Genomic DNA, 15,373 nt, shown 5'->3' with positions numbered 1-15,373 from the left:
TCCTCCGGTCCCGTGTCGGGTCGGTGGCAGTCGGACGGGAGGGCGTGCGTCAGAGCTTGCTGACGAGCAGGCCGAGACCGAAGCCGACGAGGCCGGCCACGAGCAGCGAGGCGTGCGGGTAGGCGGCGGACCGGTCGTGGCCCTCGCGCAGGTAGTCGCGGCCGCGCTCGTAGGCATCCTCGGCGTGGTCGTAGGCCTCGTCCGCCGCGTGGCGGACCGCGTCCTTGGCCTGACCGTAGAGGTTCTCGGCCCGGCCGCCCGCCTCGCGCAGGCGGCCCTCGACCGAATCCTGCCTCGAGCCGGCGATATCGCCGACGGCGCCCTGCACCGCACCCCCGAACGCCTTGGCGGCACCCGTGATCCTGTCGGTATCGATCATCTCGTTCTCCTCTGGTGTCGATCGGGGACGGCGGCCGGAGGCTCCGGATGACGCCGCCCGGCCTCGCCCCGGGCATTGCCGGTGCACTGGCCGATGGCCTGCTCCGCCGAGCACCGGAGCGGCTCGGCGGAAGCGGATTTCGCGTGCGCGATCACGGATGCCTCCTGCCGCGAAGGGGGCCCGGATAAGCCTGACGTGTGCGCGATCCGCGGATGGTCAAGGATACGAAAATACCAGTTCCATGGACTTCAGAGGCTGCCGACCTGATAGGGGAAGCCGTTCTCGCGTCCCCAGACCACCGCTTCCGTACGCTTGTGGATGCCGAGCTTGCGGTAGAGCGCGGCGCCGTGGTTGCGCACGGTGTTGCGCGACAGGCCGAGCTTTCTGGCGATCGCATCGTCATCGAGACCGGAGCAGATCAGGTTCAGGATCTGGCGCTCGCGCACCGTGAGGTTGGGGGCCGCGGCGTCGCCGCTCTCGCGGCCCGGACGGCGCAGGTTCGCCAGCTTCTCGATCAGCCCGCGACTGAACCACGAGGTGTCGGCCATCACCGTCTCGATGGCCTCGAACAGCTCGCGCTCGCCGTGCTTGCGCTCGGTGATGTCCTGCAGGACCAGCAGAACGAAGACGGCGTCGCCGATCTCGACCCGTTCGGCCGAGACCAGGCAGTCGAGCTGGGCCCCGCTCTCGTGGCGCAGGCAGACTTCCGCGCCGAGCACGTGGCCGGCCCGCGCCAGGGCGGCCTCGAAGGACTGGCGCTGGGTCTGCGCGACCCAGAGCCCGGTCTCGACGAGGGTGCGACCGACTATCCCGTCCTCGCCCAGGCCGAAGACGCGGGTGAAGGCCTCGTTGATGCCGGTGACCTGGAGGTCCTCGCAGCGGGCCAGCACGGTCGGCACGGGGGTGAGCCGGAAGGCCTTTGCGAAGCGCTCCTCGCTCTGGCGCAGGGCCGTCTCGGCCTTCCTGCGCAACTCGAGGTCGGCGAAGGTGAAGAGCATGCAGGGCTCGTCGCCCATCTCGATGGGCTGGCCCGCCACGATCACGAAGCGGCTGGCGCCGTCGGGCAGGTCCAGGCACGCTTCCATCTGCGGGATGGTGCCCCCCTGGTGCAGGCGCGAGACCGCGAGATCCCGGTTGCGGGCGTTGGCCAACACGTCAACCTCGTAGACGCTGCGGCCGATGACGGCGTCGCGGGTGTGCCCGGTCATCTCCAGGAAGCCCGCGTTCACCTTGACGTGGCGCAGGTCGGAGAGCCGCGTGATGACGGCGGGCGCCGGGTTGGCGTTGAAGGTCCGCTCGAAGCGCTCCTCGGCCTCGAACTGGCCGGAGACGTCCTTGAGGATGAGGGCGAGGCAGCTCGGCTTGCCCGCCCGGTCGGTGGCGACCAGGCTCCTGAGCGAGTGCACGAAATCGACATCCGGCCGGTCGGGGCGGGTCACCTCGACGACCACGTCGTGGAAGCGCTCGCCGGCCACCACCCGCTCCATCGGGTAGGCGTCGGGGGCCCGGTTGTTGCGGTAGCGCAGGCAGAAGCGCTCGCGGTAGGCATCCACCGTCGCCCCGAGCTCGTCGATCGAGGCGGCGCCGTGCATGGCGAGGGCGGCCGCGTTGGCGTAGGCGATGGTCTGGTCGGGCTCGACCAGGATCACGCCCTCGCTCAGGCCGGCGATGATCTGCCGGAGTTCATGCCGGTCGACGTCCGCCGTCACGGTTCGCAGCGCTCCCTCGTCCGCAACGCTGCCCGGTCGGCAGCGGTGCACAAACGGATCGCGCCCATGCCGGTTCCACGCGGCTTCAGTCGTTCACTGGTATAGCCGTATTATTGACGCAAACGTTATCGACCAGAAATAAGTCGTCGCCCGGATGGAACCCCGGGGCCCGAGACGGGCGCCCTCTTCCGGTCCGCCACGAGTGACCTTCCCGTGATGCAGAGCGACCAACAGGTGCCGGAGCCCGCCGAGCGCGGTGCCGTGATCCCGATCGTTCGCGCCCGGCTCGGGCAGGAATTGCGGGAATACTATCCAGAGGTTGTTTTTTTAGAGATTGATTCTCGTCTTGGGCGAGTCGTCGAGCGCCTGTCGGGCGCCCTCGACGCGGCCGAGGCCGAGGGACAGGTGCGGGCGGGTTTCAAGGACGCGCTGATCGGAGCGCTGCCGCGGCTGCGCCGCTACGCGCTCGCCCTGACGCACCCCGACCTCGCGCAGGCCGACGACCTCGTCCAGACCGCGCTGCTCAGAGCATGGGAGCACCGGCGCGGGCTCCCGCCCGGCGGCAGCCTCGTCGCGTGGCTGTTCACCGTCCTGCGGGCCGCCTTCGTGGACGGCAGACGCGGCGGCCGGCCCGAGGCCCTCGGTGGAGCCGCGACGCCCGCCGGCTCGCCCGGGCAGGAGGCCGGGCAGGAGGCCGGGCAGGAGGCCGGGCCGGATCCGCGCGACCTGCGCACGGCCCTCGACCGGCTCGATCCCGCGCAGCGCGAGGCGCTGCTCCTGATCGTGGTCGAGGGCCTGTCCTACGAGTCCGCGGCCGCCATCATCGGCTGCCCGTCCGGCACGGTGAAGAGCCGCGTCAGCCGGGCGCGCGAGCGCCTCGCCGCCGAACTCGGCCGGGCGTGATGCCCGCCCGGAACCGATGACGGACCGGCGGCCTTCCGGATGCATCCGGAAGGCGCCGGCCGCGTTGGCGCACGCACATTCCCCCCTCAGCACGTCGAACCGAAGGATCCCGATGACCCGCCACGCCCTCTTCCCGGCGCTCCTGCTCGCCTGCGCGTCCGTCCCGGCCCTTGCCCAGACCTCTGCGCAGACCCCTGCCCAGCCCGCTCCCCAGACCCCTTCCCAATCCCAGGCCTCGGACGCCGTGCCCAGCGCGCCGGCGACGTTGGACGACGACCTGAAGGCGAAGTTCGTGGCCCAGGCACCCGAGGACGTGGTCGCCTCCAAGCTCATCGGCACCAGCATCCGCAACGGCGCCAACGACACGATCGGCTCGGTCGCCGACGTCGTGTTCGACGACAAGCGCGCGATCAAGGCCTATGTGGTCAGCGTCGGCGGCTTCCTTGGCCTGAACGCCAAGTACGTGGCGGTGGCCCCCGACACCCTGCGGCTCGCGCGCAAGGACGGCGGGGCGCTCGACGCTGTGATCGAGACCGACAAGGACCAGCTGCGCGCCGCGCCGGAATACGTCTATCTCGGATCCCAGCCGAAGCGGTGAGGCGGCCGCACGCGGGCCCGAAAATCTTCGCGTACCGGTAGATCCTGCTCAGGGCGGGCGGCCCCGGCATGCCTACCTACGACGGATGGGGGCCGGAGCCGCGTCCCCGCGAGGCGGCGACGCGGTCGTGCCGGCCCCGCATGCCCGTCCGGGAATGCGGCCGGTCCCCGATCCCTGTCCTGGAGACGAGGAGCAGCGATGGCCGAGCTGGGCCAGCCGAACCCGTCGCCGGCCGAGCCCGGCCCGCGACCTCTCCCGCGCGATCGCCCGCTCGGTCCGGACGAGCCCTGCGCGCCGGTGGACGTCCCGCCGGAGGCGCCGCGCCCGGGCATCGGACCGGACGTTCCGCCCGGCGATCCGAGCGGATCCGACATCCGTGCCTGACGGCGTCCCCGGGAAGGGCCGGTCCGGCGCGGAGGCGCGGCTCTACGCCGACCGCGCCATGCGGGAGGCGACGGAGGCCGGCCTCACGCCCGGCGAGCTCGCCGACCTGCTGCGGGGCGGTGCCGTCACCGAGGCCGTCCCGCCCTGGCCGGGCGAGGATCCCGACGCCTACGCGGACCGGGCCACGAGCGAGCTGCTGACCCGCTATCTCGCCGCGGGCGCTGACGATCCGCCGCCCCGCCCCTGATCTGCCGCAGGAAGGGCGGCGGCCCGACGCCGCCGTGCCGGCGAGGGTCCGCTCGCGCGGCCGGCAGCGGCCTTCACGGGTCCGTCCGGTTTTGATCTGGCTCAAGTGTCCCTGCGCGCGGCGGGTCTAGCCTGTCGATCGGGCGGACAATCCGATCGCCCCCATGATGTCGCACGCCATGATGGAGGTGTCGTTATGAGCGGCACGGCAACCTTTGGGAGCGCGCCGGCCGGCGCGGGGCGCGGGCGTGGCTGGTTCGTTGCCGTGGGCAGCGTGCTGCTGTTGCTCGGCATCGCCGGCCTGTTCATGGTGGTGACCCTCACGATCGCCAGCACGCTGTGGTACGGCGTGCTCCTGCTCGTGGCCGGCATCGTCGAGATCGTCGAGGCGCTGGCCAAGCCCGGGGAGAGCGAGGCCTGGCGCTCGCGCGCCGTGCGGTTCCTCGCCGGCCTCCTGTACCTCGTCGGCGGCCTCTACGCGGTCTTCCAGCCGCTCGCGGCCTCGCTCGCCCTCACGCTCGTCCTCGGCCTGACCCTGATCGCCTCGGGCGTGGCCCGGGCGATCTGGGCCGTCGCCCACGACGCGCAGATCTCCCGCGCCGCGGTGATCCTCTTCGCCGTGCTCTCGGTGCTGCTGGGCGCCGCCATCATCGCGCAATGGCCGTATTCGGGCCTGTGGGCGATCGGCCTGTTCGTCTCCTGCGACCTGATCGCGGCGGGCCTCTCGTGGTGCTGGGTCGGGCTGTTCGGGAGGCCGCCGGTCCCTGCGAACCGCTTCACGCCCCGCGGCGGGGTCGCGGCGCGCTGAACGGCCGCTCGCGGCGGGAGACAGGCCTCCTGCCCTCGCCCCCTGCCCTCGCCCCCTGCCCTCGGCCGGACGCCGGCATCCGACACGGGAGGATCATCATGGGACCGCTGCATCGTCGATCGCCGTCTCGTCGCGCCGTGCTCGGAGGCTTCGGCTCCGCGCTCGCGGCCGCCGCCGGCCTGGCCCTGATGCCGGGCGCCGCCGAGGCGGTGCTCCTGAGGGCGGGACCCGTCGGCGACGTCCCCCTCGGCGAGGCGCCTCCCGGCGACGCTCCCGTCGCCGCGGACGACGCGCGCGTCGAGAAGGCACAGGTCGTCGTCGTCCCCCGCCGCCGCCGCCGGGTCTGCTGGTGGCGGCGGGGACGGCGCGTCTGCGCCTGGCGCTGACGGCCTCACGCGGGGTTGCGCGCCGCGACGACGCGAGGCCCGTCGAGATCCGCCTTGCCCGGAATCTTGCCCGGGATGGAGTTCGGCCGATGGCGACGAGACGCGCGTTCATCAAGACGCTGCCCGGCGTGGGGATGGGCATGGCCCTGGGGACGGCGTTGTCGGTCCCGGGCTCCTTCACGGCGGAGGCGGCCCCGGACCGGGCGGAGGCGGGCGAGGAGGCGGGCGGGCAGGTGGGCGCGGCCCTCGCCCCGGGGCAGCACTTCCATCCGCGGGGCAAGCCGCCGTCGGCCTTCACCCGCGAGGTCCTGGCCCGGGCCCGCGCGAGCCTTCCGTTCGCGGACGAGCGGGACTTCGAGGAGCAGCGCCGGGGGCTGATCGCCCCCATGAGGGCCATGACCATCCCGGCCGAGGCCGGCCACGCGGCCTGGGACATGGAGCAGTTCCGCTTCCTCGACGAGGCGGACGCGTTCGACAGCATCCATCCGTCGCTGGCCCGCATCGGGCGGCTCAACAACAATTACGGTCTCTACGAGGTCGTCCCCGGCATCTACCAGGTGCGCGGCCTCGACCTGTCCGATCTCACCATCGTGCGGGGCCGCGCCGGGTGGATCGTGTTCGATCCCCTCGTCAGCCGGGAGACCGCGCGCGCCGCCTGGGCGCTGTTCCAGGAGCATGTGGGCGCGGGACGGCCGATCTCGGCGGTGATCTACTCCCACACCCACGCGGACCATTGGGGCGGCGTGCGTGGCCTCGTCGACGAGGCGGACGTGCGCTCGGGCCGCGTGCCGGTCATCGCGCCCGCCGGCTTCATGGCCCACACCGTGGCCGAGAACGTGTACGCGGGCAACGCCATGAACCGGCGGCTCTTCTACCAGTACGGCCTGCTGCTGCCGGCCTCACCCCACGGCTATGTCGGCCAGGGCCTGGGACAGCGCGTCTCGGCCGGCGCGGTCGGACTGATCGCCCCGACGCGCTCCGTGGCGGAGCCGATCGAGGAGATCGAGGTCGACGGCGTCCGGATGGTCTTCCAGAACACGCCCGACACCGAGGCGCCGCGGGAGATGAACACCTACATCCCCGAGATGAAGGCGCTCTGGATGGCGGAGAACGTCGTCGCGTCGCTGCACAACATCTACACGCTGCGGGGCGCTCCGGTGCGCGATCCGCTCAACTGGTCGAAGTACATCAACGAGGCGCTCCACCGCTTCGGCCTGGAGGCCGAGGTGATGTTCGCCTCCCACCACTGGCCGCGCTGGGGCAACGCGCGGATCCAGGAGGTGCTGCGGGCGCAGCGCGACCTCTACGCCCACATGAACAACCAAGTGCTCCACCTCGCGAACCGGGGCGTCACGATCAACCAGATCCACACCGTCTACGCGCTGCCGAGGAGCCTGCAGCAGACCTGGCATTGCCGCGGCTACCACGGCTCCCCGGAGCACAACAGCCGCGGCGTCATCCAGCGCTACCTCGGCTTCTGGGACTGCAACCCGGCGACGCTCATCCCCCTGCCGGCCGCCGAGAGCGCGCCCCTCTACGTCGAGATGATGGGCGGAGCGGACGCGATCCTCGCCCGGGGACGGCGCCTGCACGAGGCGGGACGGTATCTCCTGGCCCAGGAGATCGTGAACACGCTGGTCCAGGCGGAGCCGCGGAACGAGGCGGCCAAGGACCTCCTGGCCGACATCTTCGAGCAGATCGGCTACCAGCAGGAGAATCCCGGCCTGCGCAACAGTTTCCTGGCCGGGGCCTACGAGCTCCGGAGCGGCATCCCGGAGGGGGAGACGGCGCGTTCCAGCAGTCCCGACGTGGTCCGGGCGATGACGACCGAGATGTTCCTGAACTTCCTCGGCATCCGCATGGACAGCCGCAAGGCGGAGGGGATGCGCTTCACCATCAACCTCGTGACGCCCGACACCGGCGAGCGCTTCATCGTGGAGATGGAGAACGCGACGCTGACCAACATCGCGGGCTTCCAGGCCGAGAAGCCCGACCTGACCCTGACCATCGACCGCGCGGATCTCGAGCGGACGATGGCCGGCGCCACGACCCTGGAGGCGCAGATCGCCGACGGGACCGCGACGGTTCAGGGCGACGCGCGCATCCTGGCACGGCTGGCCGCGACGATGGTCGATTTCGATCCGCGCTTCGAGATCATGCCGGGCACGCGATCGGCCCCCCGGGAACGCGCGTGCGCCGACGCGTACCGGGCCGATCCCGGCCGGGCGGTCGCCGAGTAGCCGAGGCCGGCCCGATGGCGGGGATGCTCCCCGTACGATCCCGATCCGGGCGGGGAGCATCCGCTCCAGGACATCCGGGCCCCGTCCCCGGATGGCAGGATCGCGTCTTGACGTGAATCAACGCGAAAGCGCGGTCGGCGGGGATGCTGGCCTTGCCGGGCGCATCGTCCTCCAGGGGCGCGCCCGACAGGCGCGACGGCGCCGGTCCCCGGGCTCGAGAAGGAGTGAGGGCACATGTGCAAGATCGACCGCAGGATCCGCGCGCTTCTGGCCGCGGGCACGATCCTGGTCCTGCCGATGCTCGCGACCGCCGCGCCGGCTCTGCCGGCCGGCCCCGCGCCCGCGGACGGGGTGGCCGGGCGGAGCCTGTCCACGGCCGGCGTCACCGTCGGCCGTTCCAGGGCACTCCCGAACAAGAAGCGCCTCCATCAGGAGCGCAAGGCGCGGTCCTGAGGCCGGCGGGCCACGGGGCGCGTCCCCGGCCCGACCGGGCGAGATCGCCGCCGGATCGGCCGGGCGCCGCCCGAACGCGCCGGTGTCCGCGGCCGGAAGCGAGGTCGGGAGCGCGAGGTGACGATGCGAGACGCCGAGCCCGTGCCAATCGAGCCCGCCGCGACCGATCCCGGCCGGTCGAGTCCGGACGGCCCCGGTAGCCGCCGGCCGGGGCGCCGGGGACGGGGCCGCGCGCTCGCCGCCGCCGGGCTGCTGCTCGTCGCAGCCGCCGGGTTCGCGCTCGCCCACGTCTGGTCGCCGCACGCCAACCTGCGCATCACCACCGGCCCGCCCGGCAGCACGGCCTACCGCTTCATCGCCGCCTTCGCGTCCGTCTCGAGCGTCCAGCATCCCCGCGTCAGCCTGACCCTCGTGCAGGTCGACGACCTCGCGGGCAGCGCCAAAGCTCTGGAGGAGGGCCGGACCGACCTCGCCATCGTACGCAGCGACGCGGGGCCGCCGCCCAACGCCCAGACCATCGTGATCCTGCGCAGGGACGTCGTCGCCTTCGTCCTGCCGCCCGGCAGCCATGTCGGCTCCGTCGCGAACCTGGCCGGAAAGGCGGTCGGCATCCCGGCCGGACCGCTGCAGGAGGCCAACGCCCGGGTCCTCGACGCGGTGCTGACCTACTTCAACATCGCCGCCGCGGACGTCCGCCGCGTCGTCCTGCCGCCGGACGAGCTGGCGCAGGCCGTCCGGCAGAAGAAGCTCGCGGCCATCCTCGCGGTCGGCCCCGCGGCTCCGGGCGAGGCCGTGGACGCGGTCGCCGCGCTCGCGCGCGCGACGAAGGGAACGCCGGGCCTCCTCGCGCTCGACGAGGCCGAGGCCATCGGCCGGCGCTTTCCCGGCTTCGAGCCCATCGACGTGCCGGCCGGAGCGTTCCGGGCGAGGCCCGCGGTGCCGCACGACACCGTCACAACGCTGGCCGTGACCTACCGGTTCGTCGCCTCGGAGCTGATGCCCGACGTCGTCGCGGCCGCGATCGCGCGCTCGATCCTGACCACGAAGGCCAAGGTCGCGGAGGTCTCGCCCCTCGCCAACCAGATCGAGGCGCCCGATCCCGACCAGAAGAGCCCGATCCTGCCCATCCATCCGGGCGTGGCGGCCTACCTCAGCAACGGGGACCAGAGCTTCTTCGACCAGGTCCAGCGCTACCTCACGGTCGGCGGCCTCGTGCTGAGCCTGGCCGGGTCGCTCTTCGCCGCCGCGGCAGCCCGCTGGACCCGGCGCCGCTCGGAGGCCGACTGGCGCCCGGTTCGGCGGCTGGTCGAGATCGCCGAGGCCGCGCCCCGCGCCGACCGGGACGGGCTCGCCGCGCTGGAGGACGAGTTCCACGGACTCGTCTCGGCGGTGCTCGCCGGCTCGCCCGCGGCCGGGAGCCCGGAGCGCATGTCGGCCTTCTCGACGGCCCTCGTGCACGCGCGGCACGCCCTCGACCGGCGGCGCGCCGGCCTCGGGCCGGAGGCGGGACACCAGGCCGGCCCCACCCTCGTGGTCGCCCGCTGAGGCCGCACGAGCCGGGCGGCCCTCGCTCGACCCGCACGCGCGCCGTCCCGTCGCGCTTCCCCTGCCCTTGCCCCTTGCCCGTCTAGCCGGACTCGCCCTCGCCGAACCTCTCGCCACGCCCCTCGCCAAGCCCCTCGCCACGCTCCTTGCCGAACAGCAGGGCGCGCAACCTGTCGGCACCCAGGGCACGCCCGAGCGCCCGGTAGGCGAAGTACGGGACGAGCGCGACGAACATCACCCAGGCGAAGGACGCGAGGCCGCGCGGGCCGCCGGCCAGCTCCGGCAGGACGTCGCGCGGCGAGCGTCCGCGCCAGGCCCCGAGCACCACCTCCTCCAGCACGTAGGCGGCCACCAGCACCACCGTGAACAGGAGGGCGCGGTACAGGATCGCGTAGGCGAGCGGCCCCCGATCCAGGCGCCGGCCGATGGCGAAGGATCCGAGCTTCGCCGCCTCGGCGATCAGCATGAACTTGGCGAGAACCAGGGCATTGATCAGCCCGATCGCGTAGAAATGGTGGCGCGGATAGTGCTGAACGTCCCGGTCCGCGCGCGCGTAGACGTTCAGGCTGAAGAGGATCAGGGTGCCGAAGATCACCAGCAGGTAGGCGGCGAGGCCCAGGTAGCGCTTCGTCTCGGCGGCCACCCGCGCGGCGATCGAGCGCTGCCCGTGGGCGGGTCGGTCCCGGTAGGCGGCGGCGAGGGGCGGGGTCGCGTCGCCGTCGCTGCGGGGGGCGGGGCGTGGGGCAGGCACTGGCAACCTCCGGTCGATCTCGGGTCGGTGCGTGCGCGGCCAGCCCCGGGCGGCCCCGGGTCCCGGCTGCCCCGGCGCGCCGGCCTCACATGCCGTCGGCCGCCTTCGCGGCGGGCGGATTCCAGCTGCCGTCGAGCACCTCCGGCCGCGGCCAGTAGAGGCGCAGGTTCAGCGTGAAGGGGCCGGCGGCTGGGGCCGGCAGCCAGTTCGCTTCCTTCCCCGCCCCGGGGCTCTCGCGCTGCACGTGGAGATCGAGCGAGCCGTCGGGGTTGTAGGTCAGGCGGTCGCGGTCGCCGATGGCGTAGCGGTCGATCGGGTTCTGCGCGAAGAGCTGGCGCGCGTCGTACAGGGTCAGGGACCAGAATCCGCGCGCCGGCGGGATCTCGCCCTTCTCGAAGTGGATGGTGTAGCGCCTGTCGCTGTCGAAGGGCCTGCCGTCCGCATCGACCAGCCCGGTCGGGTAGACCGCATCCTCGATCGTGTTGGCGCCGAGGCCCGCATAGGCCACGCCGGCCCGGTGGACGTAGTCCGCGCCGTAGGTGCCGATCGCCGTGTAGTTCGTGCGCCAGCCGTTCACGAACCGGCCCGCGGTTCGGAACACGCCCTTGATGCGCGCCAGGGCCGGCGCCTTGGCCTCCGCGAGGGCCTGGAGCACCTCCGGCCGCAGGCTCCGGGGATCGATCGCGCCGGGAACGAGGCCGATCCGCCGCATGCGGTCGAGGATCGGGTGATCGACGGCGTGCGGCGGGTTGGCCTTCGCGACCTCGCTGAAGAGGGCGAAGAAGGCCGGCGCTTCGAGATCCTCCACCTGCTCGACCGGCGGCTTGTCGCTGCGCGGGGCCGGGCTCGCGGGGCCGGGCGGCGGGGTGCCGCCCCCCTCCCACGCGCTGAGGGGGGCGACCCGGATCGCCCGCTGGAACCGGTGCACCGCCGCGTAGTCGGCGGGACCGTCGGTCCGCGTGCGTCCGATGATCCAGCCCATACCGGTGGGGCTGCGCACGCGCTGGACGCCCTCGGGCAGGGTGCCGTTCCAGTCCGGCCCGACGAGCGCGAAGGTGTGAGGGGCGTTCCCGGTCGTGCGCGAGCCCGGCGATGCGAACACCTCCGTCCACATGTCGAGGATCGGCAGGAGGACGTAGCGGCCCTCCGGGTTCGGGATGCCGATGACCAGGGGCTCGGCGGTCACGTCGAACCAGAGCGAGGAGTAGAGCGTGTCGGCGTTGGGCCGCACCACCGCCGTGAACCGGGGATCCGGGAAGGCCTCGAGATGCGCGAAGCGGTTGACCGGTGCCGCCAGCGCGGTGGTCGCTTCCGCGACGCTCGTCGTCTGACGGCGGGTGAGTTCCATGAGGACCAGCGGGTAGGCATAGATGTAGGCGTCGGCGGCGATCTCGCGGACCTCGTCGGACGGCGGCAGGGCGGGCGGTGCGGAGTCCGCGCGCGCGCAAGTGCCGACGAGCAGAAGGCCGAGGACGCCCGGCGCGGACAGGATCGGCCATGTGCGCATCCGTCTCTCCATGGGGCGCGGGGCGGTTCGGCGACGCGCCGAGCACCCGCCGGATCATGGCGGTCCCCCGCGGGAGCGGGGCTGATCCAGATCAAAGGCCTGCGCACCCATGCGAAGAAGCCCGCTCCGGCGGAGGCCGGGCGGGCTCTGGGACGGCTCCCGGCCGCCGCGGACGAGCCTCCGGAACCCGTCGGGTCCGGAGGGGCGCTCCTCAGTTGCAGCCTTCCTTGTGGACGGTCTTGGAGTTGCCCATGCCGTCCTCCTTGTGGACGGTCTTCGAGCCGCAATCGACCGTGCCGGTGGTGATGTCGCGCCGCTCGACGACGCCTTCCCGGCGCTCCACGGAGACGCTCGGAGCGCTGTCGCGGCGGATCACGGTGGTCTCCTCGGCCGTGGCGGGCGCGGCCAGGCCCGCGAGGGCGGCGGCGACGAAGCCGAGGGTCATGACCTTGCGCATGGGGAAGTCCTTTCCTGTACGGATGCTGGAGGACGATGGACGCCCAGGAACAACGAGCCCGGCGATACGGTTCCGTGCCGGTTTCGAGGCGGCCCGGTCGGCACCCAAGACTTTATGAATGCTGTCCGGGCCTGCGCCGGAATCGTCGCCGGCCGCCTCGCGGCCGCGGGCTCACCCGCGCGCCTCGTCGCTTCTCGACGTGCCGTCCGGCGGCGAGCCGGCACCGGGACCGCCCCGCCCATCGACGGCCGACCGCGGAGCACCGCTGGACGGACCCAGCGGCGGCGCCCGCGCAGGATCGGCGGCGACCGGCCGGCCTCTCACCGCCCTGCGGCGGATCGACACATCAAGGTATCAACTTGAAAGAAACTTGCGCGATTTGGATCAAATCTTTGTCACGAGAGCCGTCATCTTGGGAGATTCAGGGCTTGATAACGCCGTCTAGGCTATGACTGCCTCTGAGCTCTAAATAATTTAACACAGGTTGCCATGCTCAGGGTCGTCGGTTGCTTCGTGGGCGCGCATGACCTGTGGCTGGTCGGCTTGGCCGCCCTGGTCTGCGGTCTCTCCGGCGTCGCCTGCGTCGAGCTCCTGCGCCACGCGAGCCGGGCGGCCGGGCGGCTTCGTGCGACCTGGCTGTGCGTCGCGGCCGTGGCGGGCGGGTCCGGCATCTGGGCGACCCACTTCATCGCCATGCTGGCCTTCGAGCCGAGCGTGCCGAACGGCTACGCCCTCGGCCTCACCGCGCTCTCCCTCGCCTACGCGATCGTGCTGACGGGCGCCGGCCTCACGCTCGCGCAGCATCGCGCCGTGCCGCTCGCGCCCGTGCTGGGCGGCGGCGTGCTCGGCGGCGGGATCGCCGCGATGCACTACACCGGCATGGCCGCCTACGAGGTCGCCGGCCATCTCCGGTGGGATCCGGCCCTGGTCGCCGCGTCGCTGGGGCTCGGCGTCCTCTTCGGCGGGGCCGCGCTGCAGGTCGCCCTGTCGGGCCGGACCGGTCGTGCGCGCGGCGCGGGGGCGCTGCTGCTGCTGGTCGCCATCTGCAGCCACCACTTCACCGCGATGGGCGCCGTCACCATCGTGCCCGATCCCGCGATCCCGATCTCGGAGAGCGCCCTGCCCTCCCGCTGGCTCGCCGTCGGCATCGGGCTCGCGAGCCTCGCCATCCTGCTCCTCGCCTGCGCGGCGCTCGCCCTCGACATCCGCGAGCGGCGCCAGGCCGCGCTGGAGCGCGAGCGGCTGAACAGCCTCGCCAACGCCGCCGTCGAGGGGCTGGTGGTGTGCCGGGGCGACCTGATCGTCAGCGCCAACGACAGCTTCGGCCGGCTCGTCGGCCTCGCCGCGACCGCCCTGCCCGGCATGGCTCTGTCCCGCTTCCTGCCGGCGGCCCGCGCCGGCCAGGGCGGCCCGCCGGACCAGCCGGTGGAGGCCGAGCTGCACCCGGAGGCCGACGGCCCGATCCCGGTGGAGCTGATCATGCGGCCCGTCACCTACGGCGACCGGCCGCACTACGCCGTCGCCGTGCGCGACCTGCGCGGCCGCCGCAAGGCCGAGGGGCAGATCCAGTTCCTCGCCCATCACGACGCGCTCACGGGCCTCGCGAACCGGGCGAGCTTCAACCAGCGCCTCGACCACGAGCTGCGGCTCGCCGAGGCGACCGGGCGCAAGCTCGCCGTCCTCTGCCTCGACCTCGACCGGTTCAAGGAGGTCAACGACCTGTTCGGTCACGCCGCGGGCGACACCCTGCTGGTGAGCGTCGCCCAGGCGGTCACCGCGCTCCTCGACGACACGCAGATGATGGCCCGCCTCGGCGGCGACGAGTTCGCCATCCTGGTGCCCTGCGAGCAGGCGGTGGCGGCCGGCCGCCTGGCGGAGCAGATCCTCGAAGCCCTGCGCGGCGGCGGCACGGACGCGGCCGGCCCGGTGATCGCCACCAGCATCGGCATCGCGCTCTATCCGGACGACGCGGAGGAGCGCGCGCTGCTCCTGAACTACGCCGACACGGCCCTCTACAAGGCCAAGTCGGAGGGGCGCGGCACCTACCGCTTCTTCGAGGCGAAGCTCGGCATCCAGGTCCGCGAGCGCCGCCTCCTGGAACACGACCTGCGCCACGCCATCGCCCGCGGCGAGATGCACTTGGTCTACCAGCCGCAGACCGACGTGCGGACGGGCGCCACGACCGGGTTCGAGGTTCTGCTGCGCTGGCAGCATGCCGAGCGCGGCCCGATCTCGCCGGCCCTCTTCATCCCGATCGCGGAGGAGAGCGGCGCCATCCTGCAGATCGGCGAATGGGTGCTGCGCGAGGCCTGCCGCGAGGCCGCGGGCTGGCCCAACCCGCTCGCGCTGGCGGTGAACGTCTCCGCCGTGCAGGTGCTGGCGCCGCACTTCGTGCAGATGGTGCACGAGGTGCTGTTCCAGACCGGCCTCGCGGCCGCGCGGCTGGAGATCGAGATCACGGAGACCGCGCTGATCCGCGATCCCGCGCGCGCCCAGTCCACGCTGCGCCAGCTGAAGGCGCTGGGCCTGCGCATCGCGATGGACGATTTCGGCACCGGCTACTCGTCCCTCTCGAACCTGCGCACCTACCCCTTCGACAAGATCAAGATCGACGGCTCCTTCATCCGCTCTGTGGACGGGAGCGAGCAGACCAAGGCCATCGTGCGCTCCGTGCTGGGCCTCGGCCGCGGCCTCGGATTGCCGGTTCTGGCCGAGGGCGTCGAGACGGCGGCGGAATTGCGCTTCCTCGCCGAGGAGCAGTGCGAGGCCGCCCAGGGCTACCTGATGGGCCGCCCCGCACCGATCGAGGCGTTCGCGCAGCTCACCCATGGCGGCCGGGCGCGGGACGCCGCCGAGCCGCGGGGGCCGGAGGAGTCCCGCGCCGGGCCGCCGGACGCAGCGGGATCCGGACGGGACGCAGCGGCCGCCTAGCGCGTCGTCCTGCACATCGGATCCAGGACGATCCTCCAGGCCGCGGCGGGCCCCGGGCGGCCCGGTTCCGGGCGGT

At 72.8% G+C, this 15,373-nt stretch carries 14 protein-coding genes; 9 read left to right on the top strand and 5 right to left on the bottom strand.

The window, feature by feature from the left end; all coding sequences use genetic code 11:
• Positions 1-49 precede the first annotated feature (49 nt).
• Both MFF56_RS15990 and MFF56_RS15985 read right to left on the bottom strand, forming a co-directional pair.
• Positions 50-379, bottom strand: a complete 330-nt coding sequence (locus MFF56_RS15990) for a CsbD family protein (protein WP_238230372.1) — start codon at positions 377-379, stop codon at positions 50-52.
• Positions 380-627: 248 nt separating this feature from the next.
• Positions 628-2,088 carry a helix-turn-helix transcriptional regulator gene (locus tag MFF56_RS15985; protein ID WP_066927097.1) on the bottom strand — a complete coding sequence of 487 codons (1,461 nt, stop codon included), beginning with the start codon at positions 2,086-2,088 and terminating at the stop codon, positions 628-630.
• Between the two features lie 216 nt (positions 2,089-2,304).
• On the opposite strand from MFF56_RS15985, the gene MFF56_RS15980 reads away from it, so the two are divergent.
• The 8 genes from MFF56_RS15980 to MFF56_RS15945 all read left to right on the top strand — a co-directional run bounded on the left by MFF56_RS15980 (position 2,305) and on the right by MFF56_RS15945 (position 9,651).
• Positions 2,305-2,991 (top strand): sigma-70 family RNA polymerase sigma factor, encoded by a 687-nt coding sequence (locus tag MFF56_RS15980; protein WP_197430743.1) that lies wholly within the window; start codon positions 2,305-2,307, stop codon positions 2,989-2,991.
• A 112-nt stretch (positions 2,992-3,103) separates the two neighbouring features.
• Positions 3,104-3,589: a PRC-barrel domain-containing protein gene (locus MFF56_RS15975; RefSeq protein ID WP_066927096.1), complete on the top strand. Its 486-nt coding sequence runs from the start codon at positions 3,104-3,106 to the stop codon at positions 3,587-3,589.
• A 376-nt stretch (positions 3,590-3,965) separates the two neighbouring features.
• Complete coding sequence (locus MFF56_RS15970) at positions 3,966-4,220, top strand: hypothetical protein (protein WP_066927088.1); 255 nt, start codon at positions 3,966-3,968, stop codon at positions 4,218-4,220.
• 195 nt (positions 4,221-4,415) lie between these two features.
• A complete protein-coding gene (locus MFF56_RS15965; RefSeq protein ID WP_066927086.1) occupies positions 4,416-5,027 on the top strand; it encodes an HdeD family acid-resistance protein in 612 nt (203 codons plus the stop codon).
• A gap of 98 nt (positions 5,028-5,125) precedes the next feature.
• Positions 5,126-5,413 (top strand): hypothetical protein, encoded by a 288-nt coding sequence (locus tag MFF56_RS15960; RefSeq protein ID WP_066927082.1) that lies wholly within the window; start codon positions 5,126-5,128, stop codon positions 5,411-5,413.
• An 89-nt stretch (positions 5,414-5,502) separates the two neighbouring features.
• Positions 5,503-7,653, top strand: a complete 2,151-nt coding sequence (locus tag MFF56_RS15955; RefSeq protein ID WP_238230370.1) for an alkyl/aryl-sulfatase — start codon at positions 5,503-5,505, stop codon at positions 7,651-7,653.
• Positions 7,654-7,887: 234 nt separating this feature from the next.
• Positions 7,888-8,106 carry a hypothetical protein gene (locus MFF56_RS15950; protein ID WP_066924269.1) on the top strand — a complete coding sequence of 73 codons (219 nt, stop codon included), beginning with the start codon at positions 7,888-7,890 and terminating at the stop codon, positions 8,104-8,106.
• Positions 8,107-8,229: 123 nt separating this feature from the next.
• Positions 8,230-9,651: a TAXI family TRAP transporter solute-binding subunit gene (locus MFF56_RS15945; RefSeq protein ID WP_066924271.1), complete on the top strand. Its 1,422-nt coding sequence runs from the start codon at positions 8,230-8,232 to the stop codon at positions 9,649-9,651.
• Between the two features lie 82 nt (positions 9,652-9,733).
• Here the strand turns inward: MFF56_RS15945 and MFF56_RS15940 are convergent, their stop codons facing one another.
• The 3 genes from MFF56_RS15940 to MFF56_RS15930 all read right to left on the bottom strand — a co-directional run bounded on the left by MFF56_RS15940 (position 9,734) and on the right by MFF56_RS15930 (position 12,366).
• On the bottom strand, positions 9,734-10,402 hold the full coding sequence (locus MFF56_RS15940) for a hypothetical protein (RefSeq protein WP_238230369.1): 669 nt from the start codon (positions 10,400-10,402) through the stop codon (positions 9,734-9,736).
• A gap of 85 nt (positions 10,403-10,487) precedes the next feature.
• Positions 10,488-11,909, bottom strand: a complete 1,422-nt coding sequence (locus MFF56_RS15935) for a DUF1254 domain-containing protein (RefSeq protein WP_238230367.1) — start codon at positions 11,907-11,909, stop codon at positions 10,488-10,490.
• Between the two features lie 211 nt (positions 11,910-12,120).
• On the bottom strand, positions 12,121-12,366 hold the full coding sequence (locus MFF56_RS15930) for a hypothetical protein (protein ID WP_066924016.1): 246 nt from the start codon (positions 12,364-12,366) through the stop codon (positions 12,121-12,123).
• Positions 12,367-12,855: 489 nt separating this feature from the next.
• Here MFF56_RS15930 and MFF56_RS15925 point away from each other — a divergent pair, with 489 nt between their 5' ends.
• Positions 12,856-15,297 carry a bifunctional diguanylate cyclase/phosphodiesterase gene (locus MFF56_RS15925; protein WP_082773132.1) on the top strand — a complete coding sequence of 814 codons (2,442 nt, stop codon included), beginning with the start codon at positions 12,856-12,858 and terminating at the stop codon, positions 15,295-15,297.
• The last annotated feature ends 76 nt before the right edge of the window (positions 15,298-15,373 follow it).

The sequence above is a fragment of the Methylobacterium hispanicum genome (assembly GCF_022179285.1).
GTDB lineage: Bacteria > Pseudomonadota > Alphaproteobacteria > Rhizobiales > Beijerinckiaceae > Methylobacterium > Methylobacterium hispanicum.
Note: the sequence above shows the minus strand (reverse complement) of the source record. Positions and strands in the feature narration are given on the sequence as shown.

Bases quoted from the DNA above. Each gene is read 5' to 3' on its own strand.
- MFF56_RS15930 (WP_066924016.1), bottom strand. From the start codon at position 12,366: ATGCGCAAGGTCATGACCCTCGGCTTCGTCGCCGCCGCCCTCGCGGGC.
- MFF56_RS15950 (WP_066924269.1), top strand. From the start codon at position 7,888: ATGTGCAAGATCGACCGCAGGATCCGCGCGCTTCTGGCCGCGGGCACG.
- MFF56_RS15955 (WP_238230370.1), top strand. From the start codon at position 5,503: ATGGCGACGAGACGCGCGTTCATCAAGACGCTGCCCGGCGTGGGGATG.
- MFF56_RS15935 (WP_238230367.1), bottom strand. From the start codon at position 11,909: ATGCGCACATGGCCGATCCTGTCCGCGCCGGGCGTCCTCGGCCTTCTG.
- MFF56_RS15990 (WP_238230372.1), bottom strand. From the start codon at position 379: ATGATCGATACCGACAGGATCACGGGTGCCGCCAAGGCGTTCGGGGGT.
- MFF56_RS15965 (WP_066927086.1), top strand. From the start codon at position 4,416: ATGAGCGGCACGGCAACCTTTGGGAGCGCGCCGGCCGGCGCGGGGCGC.
- MFF56_RS15925 (WP_082773132.1), top strand. From the start codon at position 12,856: ATGCTCAGGGTCGTCGGTTGCTTCGTGGGCGCGCATGACCTGTGGCTG.
- MFF56_RS15945 (WP_066924271.1), top strand. From the start codon at position 8,230: ATGCGAGACGCCGAGCCCGTGCCAATCGAGCCCGCCGCGACCGATCCC.
- MFF56_RS15960 (WP_066927082.1), top strand. From the start codon at position 5,126: ATGGGACCGCTGCATCGTCGATCGCCGTCTCGTCGCGCCGTGCTCGGA.
- MFF56_RS15975 (WP_066927096.1), top strand. From the start codon at position 3,104: ATGACCCGCCACGCCCTCTTCCCGGCGCTCCTGCTCGCCTGCGCGTCC.
- MFF56_RS15980 (WP_197430743.1), top strand. From the start codon at position 2,305: ATGCAGAGCGACCAACAGGTGCCGGAGCCCGCCGAGCGCGGTGCCGTG.